This is a genomic window from Oligoflexus sp. (assembly GCF_035712445.1).
In the GTDB taxonomy this organism is placed as follows: Bacteria; Bdellovibrionota_B; Oligoflexia; order Oligoflexales; family Oligoflexaceae; genus Oligoflexus.
The window spans coordinates 12,823-30,272 of record NZ_DASTAT010000040.1 but is presented as its reverse complement, the minus strand read 5'-3'; the positions used below and the strand labels follow the sequence as shown (position 1 = coordinate 30,272).

At 55.8% G+C, this 17,450-nt stretch carries 16 protein-coding genes; 10 read left to right on the top strand and 6 right to left on the bottom strand.

The window, feature by feature from the left end; genetic code table 11:
• The first annotated feature begins 48 nt into the window (after nucleotides 1–48).
• Together VFO10_RS08435 and VFO10_RS08430 are read left to right on the top strand one after the other, a co-directional pair.
• Nucleotides 49–1,182 (top strand): GNAT family N-acetyltransferase, encoded by a 1,134-nt coding sequence (locus VFO10_RS08435; RefSeq protein WP_325138994.1) that lies wholly within the window; start codon nucleotides 49–51, stop codon nucleotides 1,180–1,182.
• Nucleotides 1,183–1,434: 252 nt separating this feature from the next.
• The gene (locus VFO10_RS08430) at nucleotides 1,435–3,198 is read left to right on the top strand and encodes a hypothetical protein (RefSeq protein WP_325138992.1); all 1,764 of its coding nucleotides are present in this window, start codon (nucleotides 1,435–1,437) and stop codon (nucleotides 3,196–3,198) included.
• A 9-nt stretch (nucleotides 3,199–3,207) separates the two neighbouring features.
• On the opposite strand, the gene VFO10_RS08425 is transcribed toward VFO10_RS08430, so the two are convergent.
• Complete coding sequence (locus VFO10_RS08425) at nucleotides 3,208–3,894, bottom strand: ceramidase domain-containing protein (protein WP_325138990.1); 687 nt, start codon at nucleotides 3,892–3,894, stop codon at nucleotides 3,208–3,210.
• A gap of 105 nt (nucleotides 3,895–3,999) precedes the next feature.
• Between VFO10_RS08425 and VFO10_RS08420 the strand changes: the two genes are divergently transcribed.
• Nucleotides 4,000–5,082, top strand: coding sequence for a tyrosine-protein phosphatase (locus VFO10_RS08420; protein WP_325138988.1), 1,083 nt, complete (start codon nucleotides 4,000–4,002; stop codon nucleotides 5,080–5,082).
• Here VFO10_RS08420 and VFO10_RS08415 read toward each other — a convergent pair.
• Nucleotides 5,055–5,639, bottom strand: a complete 585-nt coding sequence (locus VFO10_RS08415; RefSeq protein WP_325138987.1) for a hypothetical protein — start codon at nucleotides 5,637–5,639, stop codon at nucleotides 5,055–5,057. The genes VFO10_RS08420 and VFO10_RS08415 overlap by 28 nt on opposite strands.
• 329 nt (nucleotides 5,640–5,968) lie before the next feature.
• Here VFO10_RS08415 and VFO10_RS08410 point away from each other — a divergent pair, with 329 nt between their 5' ends.
• From VFO10_RS08410 to VFO10_RS08395, 4 genes are all read left to right on the top strand, one after another.
• Complete coding sequence (locus tag VFO10_RS08410) at nucleotides 5,969–6,787, top strand: GNAT family N-acyltransferase (protein ID WP_325138985.1); 819 nt, start codon at nucleotides 5,969–5,971, stop codon at nucleotides 6,785–6,787.
• Between the two features lie 153 nt (nucleotides 6,788–6,940).
• The gene (locus tag VFO10_RS08405) at nucleotides 6,941–7,531 is read left to right on the top strand and encodes a hypothetical protein (RefSeq protein ID WP_325138983.1); all 591 of its coding nucleotides are present in this window, start codon (nucleotides 6,941–6,943) and stop codon (nucleotides 7,529–7,531) included.
• Nucleotides 7,532–7,666: 135 nt separating this feature from the next.
• Nucleotides 7,667–9,442, top strand: coding sequence for an ABC transporter ATP-binding protein (locus VFO10_RS08400; protein WP_414697018.1), 1,776 nt, complete (start codon nucleotides 7,667–7,669; stop codon nucleotides 9,440–9,442).
• 1 nt (nucleotide 9,443) lies between these two features.
• The gene (locus VFO10_RS08395; protein WP_325138979.1) at nucleotides 9,444–10,055 is read left to right on the top strand and encodes a hypothetical protein; all 612 of its coding nucleotides are present in this window, start codon (nucleotides 9,444–9,446) and stop codon (nucleotides 10,053–10,055) included.
• An 8-nt stretch (nucleotides 10,056–10,063) separates the two neighbouring features.
• On the opposite strand, the gene VFO10_RS08390 is transcribed toward VFO10_RS08395, so the two are convergent.
• A complete protein-coding gene (locus VFO10_RS08390; protein WP_325138977.1) occupies nucleotides 10,064–10,390 on the bottom strand; it encodes a YciI family protein in 327 nt (108 codons plus the stop codon).
• Nucleotides 10,391–10,517: 127 nt separating this feature from the next.
• Here VFO10_RS08390 and VFO10_RS08385 point away from each other — a divergent pair, with 127 nt between their 5' ends.
• The 3 genes from VFO10_RS08385 (at nucleotide 10,518) to VFO10_RS08375 (ending at nucleotide 12,375) form a co-directional block, all read left to right on the top strand.
• Nucleotides 10,518–11,630, top strand: coding sequence for a hypothetical protein (locus VFO10_RS08385; protein WP_325138975.1), 1,113 nt, complete (start codon nucleotides 10,518–10,520; stop codon nucleotides 11,628–11,630).
• A gap of 145 nt (nucleotides 11,631–11,775) precedes the next feature.
• Nucleotides 11,776–11,922: a hypothetical protein gene (locus VFO10_RS08380; protein ID WP_325138974.1), complete on the top strand. Its 147-nt coding sequence runs from the start codon at nucleotides 11,776–11,778 to the stop codon at nucleotides 11,920–11,922.
• 249 nt (nucleotides 11,923–12,171) lie between these two features.
• Entirely contained in the window at nucleotides 12,172–12,375 is a 204-nt protein-coding gene (locus tag VFO10_RS08375; protein WP_325138972.1) for a hypothetical protein, read from the top strand.
• Nucleotides 12,376–12,459: 84 nt separating this feature from the next.
• Here VFO10_RS08375 and VFO10_RS08370 read toward each other — a convergent pair whose 3' ends face one another.
• From VFO10_RS08370 to nuoL, 3 genes are read right to left on the bottom strand one after another with little or no spacing between them, the layout of a single operon-like run.
• The gene (locus tag VFO10_RS08370) at nucleotides 12,460–13,941 is read right to left on the bottom strand and encodes an NADH-quinone oxidoreductase subunit N (protein WP_325138970.1); all 1,482 of its coding nucleotides are present in this window, start codon (nucleotides 13,939–13,941) and stop codon (nucleotides 12,460–12,462) included.
• Nucleotides 13,942–13,962: 21 nt separating this feature from the next.
• A complete protein-coding gene (locus VFO10_RS08365; RefSeq protein ID WP_325138968.1) occupies nucleotides 13,963–15,525 on the bottom strand; it encodes an NADH-quinone oxidoreductase subunit M in 1,563 nt (520 codons plus the stop codon).
• The gene (nuoL, locus tag VFO10_RS08360) at nucleotides 15,522–17,447 is read right to left on the bottom strand and encodes an NADH-quinone oxidoreductase subunit L (protein ID WP_325138966.1); all 1,926 of its coding nucleotides are present in this window, start codon (nucleotides 17,445–17,447) and stop codon (nucleotides 15,522–15,524) included. Before nuoL ends, VFO10_RS08365 begins: the two co-directional genes overlap by 4 nt.
• Nucleotides 17,448–17,450 lie beyond the last annotated feature (3 nt).

Below are 17,450 nucleotides of genomic sequence, written 5' to 3'. Positions count from 1 at the left end.
TTCCCGCGTGGGCTCAGTATAGAATGAGCCCGACCAAGGGGAACGCACATGGATTACAAACTCAGCTCGTCCATTGAAGATATCGGCGCCACCACCTGGAAGGGATTGGAGGCGCCTGACTTTCCTTTCTTTGATTACCCTTTTCTGAAGGCCTTGGAAGACAGCGGCAGCATCGGCGGAAGCTCGGGCTGGGATCCCATTTATCTGCAGGCCTGGGATGCGCAGGGTTTGGCGGGCGTACTCTGCGGTTACGTGAAGTCGCACAGCTATGGGGAATATATCTTCGATTGGGAGTGGGCGCGTTTTTTTCAACGCTTTCATCGGCCTTATTATCCGAAGCTTCTGCATGCCGCGCCTTTCACTCCCGCGACAGGGCCCCGGATTCTGGTGAGGCCAGGGGCCGATGCGCGGCAGCTGCGCGACCGGCTGATTCAGTTTTCCCTGCAGCTGGCGGTAAAGGGTCAGCTGTCATCGGATCATGCGCTCTTCATTCCTGACGAGGAATGCCTCGCGTTTCAGGAGCAGGGTTTCACCATTCGTCATTCCCTTCAGTATCACTGGCGGAATCAGGCTTACCGTGATTTCCAGGATTATCTCGACAGCTTTGTGGGGAAAAGACGGCGGGATATTCAAAGGGAACGCCAGCGGGTCGCGAGTCATGGGCTCAGCATTCAGCTGCTGACAGGTGCGGATCTGAAGCCTGAGCATGGTGCGTTGATGGAGCAGCTTTATCTGACCACGGCCGAGAAGAAGGATGCGATTCCCTATCTTTCGGCGGGTTTTTTTGAGCAGGTTTTCACAGCGATGCCCGATCGCATCCTCTTCGTCCTGGCCAGTCGCGGGGAGCAGCCGATCGCGGGGGCTTTGAATTTTTTCAAAGGCAGAACGCTCTTTGGTCGTTATTGGGGGAGCCTTGAGACCTATCAGGATCTTCACTTTGAGCTTTGCTATTACCAGACGATCGAGTTCGCGATTCAAAGACGCCTGGAACTCTTTGAGGCCGGCGCGCAGGGCGAGCATAAAATCCAGCGAGGCTTCCGCCCCAGCTTGACCCGCAGCGCGCACCGCATCATGGATCCCAATTTGCGCGAGCCGATTGAACGCTTTATCCAGGAAGAACGTCAGATGATTCAGGCTGCGATCGAGGAACTGGATCGGAAGAGTCCGTTTCGGGATACTTGATCGCGTGTTCCCGCAAAACAATCGCGTCCCCGCCTCGCGACAGAGGCCGCGTCATCCCTATCGGTCTGCATTAATTCATAAAGCTAGTTTGTTGTAATTGTTAACAAATGCATTAATGCATGGATTTTACAGGATAAAACCAGCAATTTCACCTTTCATAAACCCTCAACGAAATTGACTATCGCTCGCTAAAAAAATCAAGTATCTCCTTGGTTGCGATGGGTCTTATGACAATTATGAAGGAGAAAATCCATGCGGATGTTTCTTGGAACTCTGTTCCTTTGTTTAATGAGCAGCATGGGCTGCAGCAGCCAGCAGCCTGAGTCCCAGACTATGGAAAAACCAAGGGCCGCCGTGCAAAGTTTTGTGCAGGTGAGCAACGGTCGTTTCCAGGTGGACGGCAATCCATTCTATTTTGTCGGCAGTAACTTTTATCGACTGGCGATGTCGGAAGCTTTCCAAGGAAATGTCGTCAAGGAATATAAAAACGGTCGCGTCACCTATCCTCAGATCGATAAGGTGATGGAAAACTACGCCGCGGAAGGCTTCAAGGTCATCCGCCTCTGGGGTTTTGCCTGCGAAGGTTCCAAAGGCAGCAATGTCACCCCGCCCTTCATAAATAAAGACCTGTCGCTGAATATGGACGGCATTCAGCAGCTCGATTATACGATCGCCGCTGCCGGTCAACACGGAATCCGCGTAATCCTGCCCCTCGTGAATTTTGAGCACGAGTACTGCGGCATGGAATGGTGGGTCGAGCAAACCCTTGCCAAGCGCGCGACTCCTGCCCAGAAGAACATGACCTATTCCTGCGTGGAAAAACGCAGTCACCATGTTCTGAAGCTCACCTATAACGCCAGCGACTGTGCGGCGCTGAATCGTCCTGACAATCCCGTGGAAGCGGTGGTGACGAAGGAATACTTCTATTCAGACGAGACGGTGAAGACGGCCTTCAAAAATCACGTCTGGAATTTCCTGACCCGTACCAACCCCTATACGGGCCTCAGCTACCGCGACGATCCCGGCATTTTCGCGATCGAACTGACCAACGAAGCGCACACCTCGGATTACTATGAGTGCCTGCGTACCGATGTCGGCAACAAAACCTATAACGGCTGCGCGGCTGAAAATCCCGCGAACTATAAAGCCGGTGAACTCGTTTATAACTGGCTCAATGAAATGTCCCAGTATGTCCGCAGCGTGGACAGCAATCACCTGATCACGACCGGCGAGGAAGGCTACCGCACCTCGCATCAGGATCCCGAGTGCATGAACAAGCACAGCTGGATCAATAACGGTATGAAAGGCGTGGATTTCGCGCGTAACGCGGCTCTGCCTTACGTCTCGTTCATGACCACGCACCTTTACCCCGATAACTGGGCGGTTCCCACCTCGGACCTTGACTGGTTTGATCGCTGCGTGATCAAGGATCGTGGCGCGATTGCCGCGAAGAACGGCAAGCCCATCATCATGGAAGAAACCGGCTTCAGCGAGCAGGGCTACGACGGCAAACCCGATGACTATCGCCGCGATCGTCCTTACTACCTGTCGCGCATGTATCGTTATGCGAACCAGGCTGGATTCCAGGGCACTATGGTCTGGCAGGCCGCGCCCCTGACTCTCTTCGATCAGGTCGCGGAAGATGATTCCTTCACCTTCCCTATCAAAGTGAAACTCAATAATGAGTGGATCTATAGTCCCGAAGGTCTGGCGATGAAGCAGCAGGTCAGCTGCCAGCAGAATCTGGCGCGCGGTCTGCGGGCCTCCAGCTGCGTCAGCATCTGTCCACGGGGAACAGCTGTAGACAGCAGCAACCTGGGCACAGATCCCCAGGGCTATCGCTGCGTGCTGCCAACCTACAATGATCCCAGCGGCAAGGAAGGCTATCCGGCCTGCACCGCCGGTTCCAATCCCGTGAATGGCTGGGGCTGGATCCAGGACGCTGCGATCTGCACTCAGTATACAATCGGTCAGAAGCAGTACCAGGAATCCGCTGGCTGCAGCTGCCGCGCCTAAGCACCTTTTTTACCGCGGGCTCTCGGGCCCGCGGTGGCCTCCCTCCTGCCACTCCCATTCCTCGCTGATGCCCCTGAGCGTCAGATAGCAGACCAGTGCGTTGCCGCTATGCCACAGAAAGTGAGTTCCATACGGCCAGAGTGCACAGAGTTCCTCATCCCAGGTCCGAAAGATCAGCGAAGCCACAAAGGCCAGTGAAGCCCAGGTCAGTGTTCGGGCTCCCGACATCTGAACCTTCTGCTGAAGACCCAAAAGGAACAGGAAAAAGGCCACTCCGAAATAACCCTGCGATCCATTCACCGGCAGCTTCAGAAAGATGAGATAAAAAAACGCCGACACCACCGCGAAGAGTCCCATCAGCTTGAGGCTGTCGCGCAGCGAAATGCGGATGACATGGCGGGCCCAGCCCCACAGAAAGCAGACGACATAGACACCGATGAAGCTCACATCGCAGATTTTGGCCCAGCGCGTCGCCAGACTATGAAAGAGTCCCGAACCAAGTCCCACCATGAAAACAAGCAGCACAAGGCCCCAGAGATAGCCTTTGCGTGAAATCGCACGCCGCCGGATCTCGCGAATCGCCAGGAGCGCCGCCACCCAAAAGAAAAGGTTACTGAATAAATTCAAGGGTTCGGCCAGAAGGTGAAAGTCCGTGCGTTCGCAGTATTCATCCACCTGGCTGAGCAAATCCATCATAGCTACCTCCCTGCAGCGCCATTTTACATTAATCTTGCGAGCCCTGCCCAGCTTCGGCATCATGAGGCCGCCTGACAAGGCTCACAACCCCTGGGAGAAAAGATTATGATGCGTTCATGGATCTGTGTGCTGATGCTCTGGCTCACTGCAGGCGCAGCTTGGGCCGAAGATGGGATGACGATCGGTTTTAATCCGACTAAATACGGACTTCAGAACGTGCGCAGTGTCGTGCTGCGTGGATCTTTTACGTCATGGATGAAATCCTCCTGGCCTTTGCAAAAGGGACCGGATGGAGTATGGCGCGTCACGCGTCCTCGCAGTGATTATGATATACCCGGCAACAGCGGTCAGCCGGAATATAAGTTCGTTGTGAATGATACGCAGTGGATCGGGGCGGAAACGGAAGCTCCGGGCTATCAATTCACCGGCAACTTCGTGGTGCTCTTTCCCGGGGATGATCCCGCGTCGATTGCCTGGCGGGATCAGCAGGCGTCCGTGGTCAAAGATCAGTATGCGAGTGACGAGCAGCTCAGCAATTTTCGTGAGCTGGGCGGCGGAGACCTGGCGCCGGGCATGCTCTTTCGATCCTATCATCCCTTCATCCCGAGCCGTAGCGCTTTGAAATCGGAAGCGGATCGTTTGCAGGCCGTTCAGAAACTGATGGAACACAAAGGCATCAACGCCGTCATCAACCTTGCCGATCATACGGCCGATGTCGTCGGCCCAGAAGTGCCGGCTTACTATGCGCGTCTGGTGGCGGAGGGCAAAGTCCTTCTGCACATCACCAGCTATGAGGATTCCTATTTTTCACCCCAAAGTCCCGCCTATGCCTATGCCCTGCAGCAGGTCTTTGACTTCATGGCCACGCATCCCGGTCCTTATCTGATTCATTGCCGCCTCGGCACGGACCGCACCGGGGTCATGAGCGCGATACTGGAAGCGACACTGGGTGTGCCGTGGAAAACCATCGCCGCGGATTTCGATCGTTCCAATGAACTGGGAATCAGGGAATATCGGCATCCGAAGCTTTTAGCCTATGCGTTCAAGCAGATGCTCGGGGCGTGGCCCGAAGAGGTCCCGGACCTTGCCGGGGCCATGCGGGCCTTCCTTGTCCAACAGGGAGTCGCTGCGGATAAGATCGCGGCGGTGAGCGCTCAGCTTCAGCGGCTGGACGCGGCGAGCTTCTGACTCAGGAGCACAAGGTCGAGACCGTCATCGAAGATCACATGCGTGGTGCAGTAGAACACCAGATCGTTGATGCGAAGCTGCCAGGTATCAATCGCTCCGCCGCGCAGTTGATAGGACGGTCTTTGGCTCTTGCTGAAGGCCTTCGAAAGGGAAGCCTGGCTAATCCCGGTGATCAGGCCTGCCGCCTGGCAGTGACGCTGCAGATCGAGCAGAATCAGATCCGTAGTTTCCTGCATCTGCACCACCATCTGTTCGTCGCTGGAATCCGCGGGCATTTTCCGCAGCATGGTCTGCAGCGCGCGACCCTCCTCGGTATCAAATTGCAGACGCGCTCCAATTTTAAGACCGGCTCCCAGAAGACAGGACTGGGTGGACCAGGTCGCGAATATATGCGGATCTTCGACAAACAGTGGTTCCTCTATGATATCGACGGAACCATCTTCGACCAAAACCTTCCGGAAAGTGGACCGCAGATAGCTCTGGGCCACAAGGAGACTATCCCGCTTTTCGGGGGTCAGGGTTTTGGGATTGATGATCAGAGCTTGAGCCGGGCGCATGACAAACCTCCTGCAACATACAACCAAAATCGGGATCCTGGGTTTCCGACTTGTGAGAGCCTGAAAATCCGAGGAAATCCGCCTGTTACGGACGATTATTTCCGTTATGCGAAGGCTCTTGCCGCGGGCGGCTAGTCCATTCATAGGGACAAAACTTTCCAGAAGGTAGTCCAATTTTAAGGCCATGCCTGTCGAGAAACGAAGCATGGGCAGGGGGTCCCGGACTTAAATTTTGAGAACTGCCGGGTATTTTCCAAGGCCAGGGCTGGCAAGCCTTATGCAGAATTCCCAGGCGCATGACTGGGGACGGTCCCATGAAGGAGCCAACCATGAAAGCAACCCTTACGCAGTGGCAGAGACATCGGATCGCGCAGACGCTCTGGCAGCAACATTCGGGTCGTATTGGTTTCCGCTGGTTTCACGAACAGGGCCTGCCGGCGCCTTATGTTTTGGATGAAGTCAGGGTCGAGGTCACGCCGCAGCTGACGACTGATATTCTGCAGCTTAGGCTACGGGCCGCCCAGGCCGATGGCCGTCTTCTGCATACTAATAACATCGAGAAATGCCGTGATCGTTTTGATGGCGTTGCTCTGCATATTCGCCTGATCCTGCGCGGCCAGATCGTGGCGGCGGGTCGTCTTCTCTTTCTGAATGGCCGGCGCGAACGCTCGGAAATCTGCGCCGTGCTAACGCCACTGCCCGACGGGATGATCCTGGGTCCTGGCCGCGTGGAGATTTCGCGGGTTTGTACCCATCCTGATTTTCGTCGCGGTCATCTTTTGACCCTTCTTTTGGCCGAATGCGCCTGGGCCGCCTTTCAGCGCGGGGGCCGCGTGCTCCTGGGGTACTGCGTTCATGCCCTGGCTCCGATTTACGTCCGTTTTGCCGGCGAAGTTTTGCCCTATTCCGGTTTCCACCCACTCTATGAGGGACGCGAGTCCTGTGTCGTGCGCATCGATCTGGAGAAAGTCATGCGCGGCGAGAGCGTTCCCTTTCTTGCCTGGGCTCGATTTGTTGCGCCGCATGTGCGGGAGGCCCCGCAGCCCGAGGCGGCGGATTGGATTCTGCGCATGAAGATCCAGGGTGTCCGCCTGATTCAGCCCTGCTTGAATGAAGTTCTGAAGTTTACCCTGCCACGCAGCGCATGATCATAAGTATTTGTAATTTCGCATATTTTCAATAGATTTCGCGGCGCTCTCCTGAGAGAATCTCAGGGGAGATGCAAAGAAATTGTTCCGACTCGCCTGCAAAGTGTCATACCATAAGCTGTCGATCAATGTTCATTCGCCTCGGAGGCCATGATGGATTTCGAACCTCATAATTTTCCTGCTCTCGTTACATCAGTCATCCGTTCCGATCCGCGATTGGCTGAACCTCTGAAAGAAATATTTGCGGCCTATGCCCGCAGTGAAGATCTGGAAGAAATCTGGGCCCGCATCGACAGCAAGTTTCATCAGTCGCTGCGCCTGATCCTGGATGATCTGAACGAGATTGATGATCCTGTCAGTCTTGATCAGGAAGTCCAATCTCTTCTGACCGCGATTGATGAGGCTCTGATTGCGGTGGAACACGAAGCTGCTATCGCTCCGGAGACAAAATCTGGCGCGTCCCCAGTGAAGAAGTCGAAAAAGAAAGCGGGCAAGTCTGCCGGTAAGAAAGCAGCGAAGAAGCCTGCAGGTAAAAAGAAGGCCGTGAAGAAGAAAGCGGCTGCGAAAAAACCAGCCAAACCTGCGAAGAAAAAAGCGGCCAAGCCGGCCAGGAAGAAGGCCACCAAAGCGGCTGCGAAAAAGCCGGTGAAGAAAAAAGCGGCCAAACCTGCGAAGAAGAAAGCAGCCAAACCTGCGAAGAAAAAAGCCGCCAAGCCTGCGAAGAAGAAGGCGAAGAAAAAATAAGAATGAGCTTGCCCTTGTTTCCCGCAAGGGCTTTTTTGCGTCTGAATCCAGGGTCCAGCAGCCTTGCGTTTTTTTCCTTCCCACGCCCCTCCCCTTCAGCTGATACTGGCCTTCGCCCATCGCCGATAGAGGCGGATGGACACAGTGGAAGGGCCCTCCGTGCAGACTACATCCGTCAATAATCCCGGACTCAAACGTCTTTTGCAGCTGGCCCTGCCGGAACGGGGGCGGCTTGGCCTCGGTTTGATTTTTTTGATCCTGGGCAGCGGGATGCTCTTGATCTATCCCCAGGCCGTGAAGGTGATCATTGACGAGGCCCTGGGGTCGGGACAGCGGTCGGCGATTGATCGAGCGGCCCTGATGATGCTGGTGGTTTTCTGTGTGCAGGCCGTGGCCGGAGGGATACGCTATTACCTTTTCACGACGGCCGGGGAAAAGATCGTCGCCCGATTGCGGGAGCAGGTTTACAAGGCGATCATGGAGCAGGATATCGCCTTCTTCGATACGCGACGCACGGGTGAACTGATGAGCCGGCTCTCGTCCGATGCCACGGTTTTACAGAACGCGGTGAGCGTGAACATTTCCCTTTCCATGCGCAATCTCGGGGCGGCGGTGGGGGGCCTTGTGCTTTTGGTTTATACCTCGCCCGTGCTGGCCTTTGGCCTGTTCGCCTGCGTGCCGCCGATTGCGATCGGGACGGCTTTGTTTGGGCGGAAAATACGCAAAATCTCGCGCGATGTGCAGGATGCCCTGGCGGAAACGGGGACGATTGCCGAAGAAACGATCTCGGGCGTCAGAACCGTGCGCGCCTTTGCCAAGGAAAGCACCGAAGTGCAGCGCTATGCGGGGGCTGTGCAAAAATCCTATGGGCTGGCGCGGAAGCGCATTCGCAGTATTTCGGTGATTACGATCATTGCCGGTCTTTTAGGTTACGCTGCGATTGCAGGCGTTCTGTGGTACGGCGGACGGCTGGTCGTTGATGGCGAGATGACCGTCGGGGACCTGACGAGCTTCATTCTCTATGCGATGACCGTTGCCGTTTCCGTCGGGACTCTGGGATCGCTTTGGACCGATTTCATGTCCGCCAGCGGAGCCGCGCGGCGGGTGTTTGATATACTCGATCGCACACCGACCATCCCCTTGCGAGGCGGGGACACTCTCCCGCGCGTGGAAGGGCTTGTGGCTTTCGAAAGGGTTCATTTCAGCTATCCCTCGCGGCCGGATGTGGTGGTGCTGCAGGATCTCGACCTTGTGATAAGGCCCGGTGAAGTCGTGGCTCTGGTGGGGCCATCCGGGAGCGGCAAGTCGACGATTGCGAGTTTAATCTGCCGTTTCTATGATCCCACCCAAGGCCGCGTGTGTTTGGATGCTCGTGATATTCGTGAGCTGGATGGCGATTGGCTGCGGCAGCAGATCGGTGTGGTGTCGCAGGATCCTGTGCTTCTGAGCGCCTCGATCGCCGCGAATATCCGCTACGGAAAAGCCGAAGCCACGGATGCCGAGGTGGAGGCAGCCGCACGCGCGGCGCATGCGCATGAGTTTATTCAAGGCTTTCCTCAGGGCTATGAAACCATAGTCGGGGAACGCGGGATTCAGCTGTCCGGCGGGCAAAGGCAAAGGGTGGCCATCGCAAGGGCCATGCTGAAAGACCCGCGGGTGCTGATTTTGGATGAAGCCACCAGCGCCCTGGATGCGGAAAGCGAGCACCTTGTCCAGGAGGCGCTCGATGTGCTGATGACATCCCGGACCACGGTGGTGATTGCGCACCGGCTTTCCACCGTGAGGAATGCGGATCGCGTGCTCGTCATTCAAAGCGGGCGCATCGTGCAGAGCGGTGATCACCAGCAGCTGATGAATGATCGTGACGGGATGTATTTTAAACTCGTGAATCGACAGTTTGTGGTGAATTGATATGGAACGTTCACGCTATCTTTCCTACGCGGAATTCGTCGACTGGTTTGATACGGTCGCGGACACGGCGCGGATCGACGAGGACTGCCTTATCCATGGGGATCGGATGTGTCGCCTGCCTTTGATTCTGAGGCGTGCGGGCTGGAAGAATCGCCAGGAGCTGCAGGACGCCGTGGATGATCCCGCTTATTATGGAATCATGCTGATCCAGGCGGGGCGGGCTTCCGTGGCCGTGGCGCGGGCCGATGAGATTATCGCGTCGAAGCAGATTCAAAAATATATGGTACGGAAAACTCAGGGCCGCGCGCAGCTCACCTATCTGCAGGATAAGGGCAAGTCGCGTCTCGGTTCGCGCATACGTCTGCGGCAGTCGCAGATTTTTTTTGAAGAGATCAACGCCCGCATGCAGGGCTGGAGTCAGGAGTATCCTCTGACTCAAGTCTTTTTGAGCTGCACGCCCAAATTAAAAGGCGCCTATTTCCTGGCCGTCGATCCCCCGGCCATTGCCAAGGACGATCCGCGCTGGCGTCGGGTGCCTTTCATGGTGCGGCCTCCGGGGCAGGAGGAAATGCAGCGCATTCACCGCCTCCTCTGCCGTGCGGAATGGCTTTAACTTTTTGCTTACCAGGCCTGCCACTTGCGGGCCTGATCGGTCACGCGCAGGATTTTAAAGGGGAACGCCCGCCCCATCATCACACCGCGGGCAATCGCCGGGTCCTGATTCATGAATTCCTCGGCATCAGCCTGATTATCCGCTTCAAACACCACGAGCCCGTAATTGTCCTGGGGCTGCGTATCCGTGCGCCCCACAAACATCACCCGTCCATGCTGAACAGCGCGATTCAGGAATTCACCATGCTGGGCGAAGACCTCCTGCACCTTGTCATCCCAAGTCGAAACGTCATGATAATCCGGTCTTAATGCGAGGTCATAGATATAAAGTTTCATGAGCGAGCCCTCCTAATGGCGAGGAATGGGAAGCATAAAACGGACCACTGCCGGCCTTGTCAGGGCTACAGGGAAAACCTAAACTGAAAGCTCAAGACTCAGAACAATTTACAAAAGTGAGGTCGGGATGAAAATCTGGAGGCTGCTTTCATGTGTCATGCTTATTAATATGCATGGATGTTCGGATCAGCCTGCGGACAAAGTCGTCTACAACACGCTAGCGGCAGGCAGTGAGGCCGGACTGCTGCCCACCCAGTCGTTGATTATTTCCGGCAATGTGACCAATGGCGAGGATCCTGCGAATACAGCCGTGCTGCAGAATAAAGACGTTGAGCTGATTCGAAATGATGGTGTAACGGTCGCGCAGGGAACGACGGACAGCACGGGAACTTTCAGTGTCAACGTCGCGGCGGGGGCTTTGATAATTGATTCCAGCTTTTCCGTTGCCACAGGTCTGACGGCGGATGGTGATCCCGCGACAGCGGATGATTTCAGCTATACCCTTCAGGTGAAGGTTCCCGATGATGGCACCGGCCGCGCGCTGGGCGTCAGGCGCAAACTTGATCTTACGGAAGATGACGTCGGCACGGACGGCAAACTGGAAACAGGCACATCAAAGCTGAAAGAGGTGACCGCGATCACCGGCACTCTTGCTTTTGCGGATGCCACGGTTTCGCTCGCCGGCGCGGATATCTTTATTCCCGGCAAGCCCTTCTTTGTACGGACGGGTGATGATGGAAGCTTCAGCCTCCTTTTCGTGCCGGCCGGGACCTACAACATCCGCGTGACCAAGGGATTTTATATCAAAGACGTCAGCGTGAGCGTCACCGCTGGGAAGACCAGCGATCTTGGAACCGTGACCATTGGTTCGTCGGAACGGAATCCCTTGCCCCTGGCCTCCGTCCTTCCCGGAACCTGGCAAAGCCGCTGCTCCTATAGCGATACGCCGGCCGGCATCAATCCCGAAAATCCGAGAACGGGGACCATCGTCGTCACCGCGCTCGATAATATTACCGTCACGACAGGACATTCCTGTCTTTTGCGAACGTTCGCAGCGGCCGAGAGCTTTTCCAGTTTCAGCAAGCTGATTCCTTTGGGGGATGGGGCTCTCGTCGTAAAATTCACTGGCTACTATTCGTCATTGATCACGAGCTACACCAATGATCAGATCGTGATGGACATCGACAACAGCACCCTGGCGTCGGGCAAGATTATTGAAATATGGACCCGGACCAACTAAAAGGGGCAAGTTTTCGATCAGGATTTTCGAAATCGCGCAAGTATTTGTATTTAATACAATAATACGGGCTCTTTCAAGTTTTCCCTAAAAACTCCGATACGTTTCATAAGAGGTTCGCAGCACAAACATCATCTAGAGGTAAACCATGCGTGGACACGCCCTGAGACTTATCAATCGTTTGGCCCGTCCTATTATGTTCGCTGGTATGCTGGTGATGTTTCTGCCCTTCGGCGTCCTCGTCGGAGTCGGGAAAGCCATCAAATTGTTCTCACCCGTGAAAGATGCAATCTAAGATCTTTCCGTGCTTTGGCTATTTCTTTTAGAGAAGACAGGCTTCGATTCCTCGGAATCGAGGCTTTTTCTATTTTTTCCTTCCCAGGCGTTCCGCCCATTTTCCGCTTAAATGAAATTGTCCAAGTGGCCAATACTGTTGGGCATCCCATGCATATCATGGATTTTTTCGGGCTTCGCTCAAGTTTTCCCAAGAAGTTCCGATATAGACTTTGACGCCGGTCAAACAGGGAACCATTAGAGGTCCATTATGCTTGAACTTTGCCTGTTAGCACTTCTTGTTAGCGGTATGATCGCCATGGTCATGTCCAAGCGCGTGCGCGCTTCGGTGCTGGTGGCAGGACTCGCGGTACTATTTATGCCGTTCGGAGTTCTGGTCGCCATCGGGTGGGTCTTGCCTAAGGCCTTGCAAATCGTATTACCTTATTTGCCCCTGAAAGACGCCATTTCCTGACCGAGAAAAAGGATCGACACCAAGAGAAAAAGCCTGGCTCCGCGAAGAGTCAGGCTTTCTTTTTTTAATGCCTGTTCTTGATTCTTACTTCATCAGACTCGAAAACCAGCTGGGGATCAATCCCATGACAAGGGTCAGCACAGCTGCAAGGCCAACAACCGCCGAACTTCCGAACCAGCGCGGTTCGCTGACGGAGGTTTCATCGGCGGGACGCATGTACATGTAAACGAGAGGGCGCAGATAGAAGGCTGCGGAAATCACCGAACCCAGCACCGCGAGAATGGTCAGACCCAGCTCGCCAGCGGACATCGCACTCATGAAAAGATAGTACTTTCCAAAGAACCCAGCTGTCGGCGGAATGCCGGCCATGCTGAGAAGGAAAAGACTCAGAGCGAACGCGAGGTACGGACGTCGCTGGCCCAGTCCGGCAAGATCCTGCAGCGAAGGTTCATCACTGCCTTCAGGACTCAGAAGAGTCAGTACAGCAAAGCCGCCCAGGTTCATCACCACATAAAAGAGCGTGTAGGATACGATCGCATCCGCCGCGCCCTCTTTCTGTCCGACGATCAAAGCCAGGAAGCCCAGCAGCACATATCCCGTGTGCGCGATCGTGGAGTATGCGAGCATACGCTTCAGACTGCTTTGCCGCAGACCGACGAGCGCACCGAAAAGAAGCGTGAAGGCGATGATGGCCCACAGTATCCAATAAAAGCTTCCACCCACCATCAGAAGTCCCGGCAGAGCGAAGACATCGGCGCTGAAACGAAGCAAGGCTCCGATCGCAGCGGCCTTCACGCCGGAAATCATAAAGCCCGTCACAGGGGTTGACGCGCCGGTGTAAACATCGGGAATCCAGACATGGAAGGGAACCGCGCCGACCTTAAAGAGAAAGCCAATGGCCACCATCACAAGGCCTGCGACAGGCAGCATCGGTGTTCCTGTTTGCCAGAGGCGGCTGAGACCCTGACCGATGACATCAAACTTCAAACTGCCGGTGCTGCCATAAAGCAGCGAGACCCCATAGAGCAGAATCGCGCTGGCCACGCCACCCAGCAGGAAGTATTTCAAACCCGCTTCCGCGGCCATTGCCGCCTGACGGCGCATCGAGACGAGGACATAAACAGCCAAAGACATGAGTTCGAGGCCGATGAAAAGAACCATCAGATCGCGCGTGCTGACGAGGATCATCATGCCGGCGACAGCGAAGGCGATGAGGGAATAGACTTCGGCGTGAATTTTCTCGCGCTGGTCATAACCAAGCGTCATGAAGGCAGCCGCAAGACCAGCCGATACGGTCAGGGCCGAGAAGATCTGACTCAAACGGTCGATGATCAAAATGCCACCAAGGACTGGGACTGGGGCATCCGGCACCATGAAGACGAGGGCCAGAAGCGCGAGCACCGAACCGGCCGTGAGCGTCGTGAAGGAAACCAATCGGCCTTTGTCATGCAAGGGCGAAAATAAAAGAGCCAGGACGGAACTCAGACTCATGATGAGCAGGGGAATAATTGCCTGCCACTCCGCGCCTGAGAGAAATTGAATGGGAAATAGTTCTGCAAACGACACAAGGACTCCTCTTGCTCTACATCAGAAGTTGGAAACGCGGCCCGACTGATCGGGCTCTACGGTTTCGGGACTGATGTGTTTCACCGTTGCCTCGATAGCCACTTTGGAACGGGCCAGATAACCCTGTGGGGCCACACCAATGCCCACGACCGCCGCACTCAAAGCCGCCATCACGACGATTTCCTTGACGCTCAAATCCGCCCAGACTGCGCCCGCCGGAGCATCCTGCGACGCCCCGCCGAACATGGTCTTTTGATAGAGATTCAGCATATACACAGCGCCGAGCACCATGCCTGTGGCCGCGAGTATCGTCGCTCCGCTGTCGACGCGGAAGCTCGATACCAGAACCATGAATTCACCGACGAATCCGTTGGTGCCGGGCAGGGCTACCGACGACAGCACCATCACCATGAAAGAAGTGGCGAGGAGCGGCGTGGTCTTCGCAAGGCCACCGAAGGCAGCGAGTTCCAGACTGCCGCGACTTTTTTCGAGATGACCGACCAGAAGGAAAAGACCCGAAATGGCGATCCCGTGATTGACCATCTGCAGGAGCGCGCCGTTCATTCCCGAAGGCGTCAGCGAGAAGAGCCCGAGCAGGATGTAGCTGACGTGCGAGAGCGAAGAGTAGGCGATGGCCGTCTTCAGATTCTTTTGAACGATCGCGAGCAGGGCACCGTAAACGATACCGATGGCCGCGAGCCACATCAGAGTTGGACCAAAGGCGCGGGCTGCATCCGGGAAAAGGGGCAGAAGGATTTTCAGGATCCCGTAAGTCCCCATCTTCGAAAGGATGGCCGCGAGATAAATCGTGACGAGCGTCGGCGCCTGGGTATAGGTCGAAGGCAGCCAGGCGTGGAAAGGAACCAGAGGCGACTTCACAAAGAAGGCCGCGGCAAAGGCCGCAAACAAAAGCCCCTGAGCCGAAAGAATCCCACCCCAACCCGCCTGCGGGTCAAAGGCAAAACGCAGATTCTGCAGTTCGATCATCGAGGCGCTGAATTCACCCGTCGTGGATTTTTGCGCATAGATGAGCCAGGCGATTCCAACCAGCATCAGCAGCGAACCGGCGAAGGTATAGATGAAGAATTGCAGCGTGGTCTTCACGCGATCAGCGCCGCCGTACATACCGATCAAGAGGTAGGCCGGAATCAGAATCACTTCCCAGAAAACGTAAAAGAGGAAAAGGTCCTGGCTCAGAAACGTGCCGAGGGCCCCGCATTCCATCAGAAGGACCAGAGCGGTCATGCGCTTCTGCAGGGTATCGGTCGCGTTCGCCGGCAGCGACCAGGTTCCGAGGAATGCGAGCGGCGTCAGGAGCGCTGTGAAGACGACCAAAGGAAGGTTGAGGCCATCAAGGGCCACTTCGAAAGAAACGCCCATCGCAGGCAGCCAGGGCTGTTTGATGACAAACTGGGGTCCAAGGGCTTCGGGATCGAAGTTGAACCAGAGCATCACGCCCATGACCGCGACCACGGCGCTGATCAGTATACCAAGGGGTTTGGCCACCCGGGCATTCGGGAGCAAAAGAATCAGGGCTGCACCCACAGCCGGAAGAAAGATCATCCAAGAGAGGAGCTGGTTCATACATTCGTCCAGAAGAGAGAGATTGCCACGATGAGCGAAAGTCCGCCGAGGATCACCAGAGCGAAGACCTGAAGGTCCCCGCCTTGCAGTGCCCGCAGACGATCCCCTGACCACGACGAGCCGATACCCATCCAGCTGCCTAAATTCTGCAGCAAACGGCCTTCCAGAGTCTTGGCGATCAGATCGCCGATCGCATAGAGAGGCCGCACAAAGACAGCTTGATAGATTTCATCGACATAGTATTTGCCTTCCAAAAGTTTTCCGAGGGAAGGACTCGGCAGCGAGAAGCTTCTTTTGAAGAGCACGGCTCCCAGACCGATGCCTAGAACGCTCAAGAGGATGGCGATGATGGACACCATGCCCTCGCTCAATGGCGCTGCGTGCAGATCCAGGGCAGCCGCCGGGACAACCGGAGTCAGCCATTCGCCGATCAGTTGCGCGGGCAGTCCCACAGAATGCGCAAGTTCATGCGGAACGCCGAGGAAGCCGCCGAATGTGGCGAGAACGGCGAGCACGATCAAAGGCAGCGTCATGACCCAAGGCGATTCATGACCGTGAATGCCTGTCCGCGCTTCACCCCAGAAGGTCATGCGCAGCATGCGATAGGTATAAACAGCCGTTAAAAAGGCTGCAATCGCACCGGCCGTGAAAAGGCCCATGCTGCCCCGTGGCATCGCTTCGGCCATGAAAAGGATTTCGTCCTTGCTGAAAAAGCCGCTGAAGAAAGGAATGCCCATGATCGCAAGACTGCCGATCAGCATCGTGGCATGCGTGATCGGAAGGGCCTTGCGCAGACCACCCATCTTCCGCATGTCCTGCTCGCCATCGCAGGCGTGGATCACAGAACCGGCGCCGAGGAAGAGCAGGGCCTTAAAGAAAGCATGCGTCATCAGATGAAAGACGGCTGCATGATACGCACCGACGCCAGTCGCCAGGAACATGAACCCGAGCTGCGAGACGGTCGAGTACGCGAGGACTTTTTTGATATCGTTTTGAGCCAGGGCGATCGTGCCGCCGATCAGCGCTGTGAAGGCACCGATCCAGGCCACGGTCGTCATCACCGCCGGCGCGAGTTCAAAGAGGAAGTGCATGCGCGCGAAGAGATAAACCCCAGCGGTCACCATGGTCGCGGCGTGAATCAGCGCGGACACAGGAGTCGGGCCCGCCATCGCATCCGGCAGCCAGACATAAAGAGGAAACTGAGCGGATTTGCCCGTGGCGGCGAAGAAGAGCAGCACGGCCACGCCGGTCAGATAAGAAGCATGATCGGGAGTGATCAGGGACAGAAGCTGCGCGAAACTCAGAGTGCCGAACTTTGCATAGAGCATGCACATGGCCAGCACAAAACCAAAGTCACCCACGCGGTTGACCAAAAAGGCCTTGCGCGCCGCGTCGGCGTTTGCAGATTCCCCGTACCAGTAGCTGATCAGGAGGTAGGAGCAAAGGCCCACGCCTTCCCAACCGAAGAAGACGAACAGAAGGTTATCGCTGAGCACCAGGATCAGCATCGCAAAGCAGAAAAGGTTCAGGTACGCGAAGAAGCGGGCCGCGCCTTTTTCATGCGACATGTAACCGATACTGTAGAGGTGGATGAGACTGCCGATGCCGGTGATGATCAATGCCATGATCGAACTCAGTCGATCGAGCTGCAGATTGAGTCCCACCGAAAAATCGCTCATCGCGACCCACTGATACACCGTGGTGTGCAGCGCGCCGCTGCCGGCGGCCAGTTCGCGGAAGCCGGTCCAGGCGACCACAAAACTTGCGACCATGGCCAGGGTCGCCACAGCGCCCGAGATGACGTTATTGGTTTTCGTAACACCGCGGGTCAGCACTGGATGAATGATCCCATTGAAGACAAAACCACAGAGCGGCAGAAGGAGGATCCATAAGGGCAATTGTGATGGGACGAGTTCGCTCATTGG

Coding starts and splice junctions, on each gene's coding strand:
- VFO10_RS08420 (WP_325138988.1), top strand. CDS start 4,000: ATGATGCGTTCATGGATCTGTGTGCTGATGCTCTGGCTCACTGCAGGC.
- VFO10_RS08425 (WP_325138990.1), bottom strand. CDS start 3,894: ATGATGGATTTGCTCAGCCAGGTGGATGAATACTGCGAACGCACGGAC.
- VFO10_RS08375 (WP_325138972.1), top strand. CDS start 12,172: ATGCTTGAACTTTGCCTGTTAGCACTTCTTGTTAGCGGTATGATCGCC.
- VFO10_RS08415 (WP_325138987.1), bottom strand. CDS start 5,639: ATGCGCCCGGCTCAAGCTCTGATCATCAATCCCAAAACCCTGACCCCC.
- VFO10_RS08380 (WP_325138974.1), top strand. CDS start 11,776: ATGCGTGGACACGCCCTGAGACTTATCAATCGTTTGGCCCGTCCTATT.
- VFO10_RS08385 (WP_325138975.1), top strand. CDS start 10,518: ATGAAAATCTGGAGGCTGCTTTCATGTGTCATGCTTATTAATATGCAT.
- VFO10_RS08410 (WP_325138985.1), top strand. CDS start 5,969: ATGAAAGCAACCCTTACGCAGTGGCAGAGACATCGGATCGCGCAGACG.
- nuoL (WP_325138966.1), bottom strand. CDS start 17,447: ATGAGCGAACTCGTCCCATCACAATTGCCCTTATGGATCCTCCTTCTG.
- VFO10_RS08395 (WP_325138979.1), top strand. CDS start 9,444: ATGGAACGTTCACGCTATCTTTCCTACGCGGAATTCGTCGACTGGTTT.
- VFO10_RS08365 (WP_325138968.1), bottom strand. CDS start 15,525: ATGAACCAGCTCCTCTCTTGGATGATCTTTCTTCCGGCTGTGGGTGCA.
- VFO10_RS08435 (WP_325138994.1), top strand. CDS start 49: ATGGATTACAAACTCAGCTCGTCCATTGAAGATATCGGCGCCACCACC.
- VFO10_RS08405 (WP_325138983.1), top strand. CDS start 6,941: ATGGATTTCGAACCTCATAATTTTCCTGCTCTCGTTACATCAGTCATC.
- VFO10_RS08430 (WP_325138992.1), top strand. CDS start 1,435: ATGCGGATGTTTCTTGGAACTCTGTTCCTTTGTTTAATGAGCAGCATG.
- VFO10_RS08400 (WP_414697018.1), top strand. CDS start 7,667: ATGGACACAGTGGAAGGGCCCTCCGTGCAGACTACATCCGTCAATAAT.
- VFO10_RS08390 (WP_325138977.1), bottom strand. CDS start 10,390: ATGAAACTTTATATCTATGACCTCGCATTAAGACCGGATTATCATGAC.